The sequence below is a fragment of the Massilia genomosp. 1 genome (assembly GCF_011682185.1).
Classification (GTDB): domain Bacteria; phylum Pseudomonadota; class Gammaproteobacteria; order Burkholderiales; family Burkholderiaceae_D; genus Telluria_A; species Telluria_A rubra.
Window position 1 is genome coordinate 1 of the sequence record NZ_WHJF01000197.1, and the last position, 4,788, is coordinate 4,788.

Annotated in this window: 4 protein-coding genes and 1 pseudogene; 3 read left to right on the forward strand and 2 right to left on the reverse strand. The window is 53.7% G+C overall.

All coding sequences use genetic code 11. The features are described 5' to 3' along the window. Nucleotides 1-378 precede the first annotated feature (378 nt). The 3 genes from tnpC to F1735_RS32505 all read left to right on the forward strand — a co-directional run bounded on the left by tnpC (nt 379) and on the right by F1735_RS32505 (nt 2,991). On the forward strand, nt 379-1,788 hold the full coding sequence (tnpC, locus tag F1735_RS32495) for an IS66 family transposase (RefSeq protein WP_229506078.1): 1,410 nt from the start codon (nt 379-381) through the stop codon (nt 1,786-1,788). 477 nt (nt 1,789-2,265) lie between these two features. Further along, complete coding sequence (locus F1735_RS32500) at nt 2,266-2,694, forward strand: antitoxin PaaA2 family protein (RefSeq protein WP_167241012.1); 429 nt, start codon at nt 2,266-2,268, stop codon at nt 2,692-2,694. 9 nt (nt 2,695-2,703) lie between these two features. Then, nucleotides 2,704-2,991: a type II toxin-antitoxin system RelE/ParE family toxin gene (locus F1735_RS32505; RefSeq protein WP_167241014.1), complete on the forward strand. Its 288-nt coding sequence runs from the start codon at nt 2,704-2,706 to the stop codon at nt 2,989-2,991. A 222-nt stretch (nt 2,992-3,213) separates the two neighbouring features. On the opposite strand, the gene F1735_RS32510 is transcribed toward F1735_RS32505, so the two are convergent. Together F1735_RS32510 and F1735_RS32515 are read right to left on the reverse strand one after the other, a co-directional pair. Then, a complete protein-coding gene (locus tag F1735_RS32510) occupies nt 3,214-3,804 on the reverse strand; it encodes an imm11 family protein (RefSeq protein ID WP_167241016.1) in 591 nt (196 codons plus the stop codon). Continuing rightward, nucleotides 3,801-4,667, reverse strand: a pseudogene (locus F1735_RS32515) (RHS repeat-associated core domain-containing protein); the annotation flags it as partial. The gene F1735_RS32510 and the pseudogene F1735_RS32515, both read right to left, overlap by 4 nt. Between the last annotated feature and the right edge of the window lie 121 nt (nt 4,668-4,788).

The following is a 4,788-nucleotide window of genomic DNA, read 5'->3' on the forward strand; positions in this document are numbered from 1 at the left end:
TCATGGTGTGGGCGTTTTGATTAAGCGTTAGAACTAAATCATGCCAGAAATGGGCGCCCACTCCCACCTTTTCGCTTGCGCTGCCAAGCAATTTTCATCCGTTCCGCTAGTTTTGCAAGAGGCTCTAACGATCATCTGCCTTACCCAAACTGATATGGATCTTCTGATGCCTCAGCCAGCGGCCAAGGAATATCGCCTACAGCAGGACCGACGCCAGCCACGAGCTGGCATCGGCATTGAAAGAACCAGGCGCTGTGCTTGGCCAGCAAGGAAATGGTGAATATGGGAAAGCACTATGTACCGAAGTTGTGACTGTTCAGTCCCTATGAACGCAAGATATCTGTTGTAAACAATTCCGATCAAGTTCATCATGCTGGGATGGCAACGAAACCTCCTTTTCCCGACCTGACCGGCCTGTCCCACGAACAGAAGGACATCCTCATTCTGACGTTGCTGGCCCGCTTGGAGGCGCTCGAATCGAAGGTCAACAAGAACAGCAACAATTCCAGCAAGCCACCTTCGTTGGATGGTCTGACCAAGAAGAAGACCAGTTCCTTGCGCGAGTCGTCGGGCAAACTGCCGGGCGGCCAAGCTGGCCGCAAGGGCACCACACTCAAGCAGGCCTTGCAGCCGACCAGCCACACCGATCACCCGCTGCCCGAACACTGCAACCACTGTCTGCATGCCTTGCCGCTGTACGATGCCGTGGTCCAGGAACGCCGTCAGGTATTCGATATGCCTGTCGCTGCGTTCGACATCGTGGAACACCGCACGCTATCCGTGCGCTGCCAGTGTGGACAACTACACAGCAGCGCATTCCCGGCTAACGTGACCGAGCCGGTGCAATACGGCCCCAACGTGCGCGCGTTGGCGGTCCACCTCACGCAGGGCCAGATGCTACCGTTTGCTCGCGCCGCCGAACTGATTCGTGACGTGTATGGTCTTGCTATATCACCCGGCACGCTGGTGGCCTGGGTAGGCGAAGCGCGCCTTGCATTGCAAGGCACGGCAGATCTGATCGCGCAGTATTTGCGCGACGCCGCGCTGGTCAATGCCGACGAATCAGGCCTGCGTGTGGCTGGCCAACTGCACTGGCTTCATATCGCGGCCAACGACACGCTCACTTGGTACGGCATGCACGCCAAGCGTGACATGGAGGCGATCACCGCGCATGCCATCTTGCCCCATCGCTCGGGCGTACTGGTGCACGACTGCTGGGCGCCGTACTGGAAACTGGACGATGCCACACATGCCTTGTGCAACGCGCATTTGCTGCGCGAACTGCTGTACGTGAAGGAGCTTACGGGGCATCAGTGGCCCCAGGCGATGACGGATTTCCTGCTCAGCGCCAATCAGCTATGTTGGGCTGCTCGGCAGTCCGGAAAACGCTTCAGCGAAACCGACATCGCTGCGTTCACGACACTTTATTACGCTATCGTCGACGAAGGGGAAGAACTGCATCCCGAGGTCGAACTTCCCATCTGGAAGAGCGGACGCGCCAAGCAATCGGTCGCCTGCAATCTGCTCCGGCGCTTCCGCAAACATGCCGATGCCGTCCTGTTGTTCATTCGAGATCACGCCGTACCGTTTACCAACAACGTGGCCGAACGGGCCGTGCGCATGCCCAAGGTAAAACAGAAGATTTCGGGCTGCTTCCGCACCGTCGAAGGCGCCGACAATTTCTGCGTCATTCGCTCCTGCCTTGATACGCTGCGCAAGCAGGGCCACGGCATGCTGGAAGTGCTACAGCGAGCATTCGCAGGCAATCCTATCAAGCCCACTGCATAGGCGCTGAACAGTTACAAAAAATCAAAGATTTGTTTTCGATCAATGCGTACGACCATTGCTCGAGGCTGTGCCGTGCGAGGGGGTAATGGGCATGGACGATGACGGTCACGACACTTGTGTACATGGAGGAATCATTGACGACGAAAGTCTTCTGCTTTGTTATCAAGAAGATGAATTCATGTGTCAAAACTGTCGATTCGATTCGGAACGAATGGCAGCAGAGTAGACAGAAGCGGCCGAGCCCGCCACGAGCGAGCAGCGGCATTGAGAGGTCAGGCGGGGTGCATGGCCAGAAAGGAAAAAATTCATCCGCCATTACCGCTTCCCCCTGTACGTGCCATCGCGCCGTGCGCGCCATGTTCGCGCAAGCAGCTTTATGTCAATTTTCCGGCGCGGCCAACAAAATCGGCACTTGCAATCTTCTATTGTTCGCGGATAATCCAACTATTGTACGTTCCGCACACAGAGGGGAAAAGCATGACGATCGAAACGATTGACCACACCAATTTGACCAAGCTGGCCGAAGCCGGCGTCGTGCGCAGCGCCCACGTGGTCGGCCAAGCCGGCGGCTGGGCCATCCTGGTCAAATATGGCATGACCGAGCGCGCCCTGGCGGCGCAGCGCAGCCACCAGGTGCGGATCTTCCGCAAACTCGAAACGCTGGTCGAATACCTGAAAGGGGTCGGCATCCCGCGCTTCGACGTGGACGCCGTGAACTACGACCCGCACAGCACCACCACCGCCAAGCGCCCGGATCGCGCCGCCGCCATGAAGGACGCGCACGCAGCGGCCGCCTACACGAAATGGCTCAAGGCCGAGGTGCAGGAGGCCATCGACGACACCAGCCCGACCATCCAGCATGACGAGGCGATGCGCGAGGTTCGCGCCGCGATCAAGCTGGCATAAGGGAAGCGCGTGCACGTCATCCACTGGAAAAAACAAGCCATCAACGATCTGATCAGGATCGGCCAGCACATCGCGAAAGACAGCCCGGCCAGTGCCGGGAAAATGATTGACCTCATCGAGGGAAAGGTGACGCCGCTCGCTGCTTATCCAAACCTCGGCCACATCGGGCGCAAGCGCGGCACCCACGAGCTGGTGGCGCACGAAAGCTATGTCGTGGTCTACCGGGTGCTGACCAAGAAAATTGAAATCCTGCGCGTCAAGCACACGGCGCAGCAATGGCCACCGGCATCCGCTTAGCGTGTTATTTTGTAACTATTCAGCCCTTACAAATCAATGAGTTACGTGATTTTCACGCTTGAAAAAGGCGCGATTTACTCAGTTTTTATGAAAAAAGCCGGGTTTTCGCGTTTTTCAGCTGTTTTCAGATGGCCGCAACCCATTGATTTTAAATAGGTTTTTACACCCCTCCCAGAGGCTGAATAGTCACGTTATTTTTTCCGTTTTCTGTGCTCTCCCCTACTATGGCGAGTTCACAATACCGGTCAATGGGACCTCTGTAGTGAAGTCAAATCCCGTTAACTTTGCGCTTTCGACTGCATCTTTGAATTTCTGCGAGACAAAAACGCTTGTTGGCGACTCTGGTATGGAAAAAATATGTGTATTTGCAACTTTTTCCTCATACAGTACTGGCTTGCGTACAAGTATATTACCGTTATCATACCGCGAGTAATCAGACTTCTCGAGGTTTACGCAGTCATATATGTGTAACAATACTCGATAACCTATAAAACCTTCGACTGGAGCGTCCACTTCAAGAAATTCTCCCACAGGGAATAAAAATTCATTAAGGGCGTTTCTTGCCGTTTCGCTAAGGACAAGGAACGGCGCCAATCGAAACGAAAAATCGCCGACAGCTTTTTTCTTCTTCCTTCTATTTGCAAACTCAAGAGGAATTTGAGTGTAGTCCGGCCCAAAGGGTTTGGCACCAAGTTCCGCACAGCGCGATGCAATATCCTCCTTCCATTGTTCGGTACTGGTGAGGTAAGTTTGAAGAAAACCAGGATACTTGTCCGAGTCTCCAAGCAGTTTAAAAATGCCTGTTGAATTCATATTACGGTACTCCATTTTGCAGTTCTCACAGCATTTAGCAGCTCCTGGCGAAGTTGGCCCAGTTCCATCTCAACGGCTTGTTTTCCTCCTCTAGCGTTAGCCGTTCTCAATCTATCGTTGACCGCATCGATGTATTTGTCCGGATGTCGTCCGTTATGAAGAATCCCTGGAATCGAAAGATCAGTATTGAATCGATTTGGCAAGAACACTCCATTTAACGCATCATCATGATGAATTCCATGAGCTTTAAGAATATTGCGTGCAGGAAGTGATCTAATCGACGTATCTCCGCCGATATGATGTGGTGTTGTGTTGGCAGGCCTGTGGATGCCTGCAGCCTCCATATTTTTTCCCAATGCCGTGGCGCACCACCCCCACGGATCCATCCAGCCTGTTGGGTTCGGCGTATATGCATATAGATTCGCCCCACCGTCGAGACCAATTGGATCCTGACTGATAAATCGACCGATATCCGGATCATAAAATCTAAAAGTATTGTAATGTAAACCGGTACTTTCATCTTCGTATTGACCGGGGAGGCGCAAGGGCTGCTCGATGCGAGCCAGCAGTGCTTGGTCCTCGCCTCCTTCGACCTTACCCCAGGCGCGGTATTTTCCTGCCCAGGCGAGTTCCCCAGCTTCATCGGTTACTTCGAGCGGCGCGCCAACAAGATCCGTGTGGAAATGATAAACACGCGTTGAATTCTTGGCGTTTTCGATGACATCAGCTGCGATAATTGAAACGTCAAGACGAGCCAATGGCGTATATTCTGCTTCCGGACTGTAAACATAACTACTCACGCTAGATTCGCGCACTTCCTGGATCATGCGTAGCCCTTGCCATACGAATCGTTTCCTTTGAGCCTCTTGCAAAACTAGCGGAACGGATGAAAATTGCTTGGCAGCGCAAGCGAAAAGGTGGGAGTGGGCGCCCATTTCTGGCATGATTTAGTTCTAACGCTTAATCAAAACGCCCACACCATGA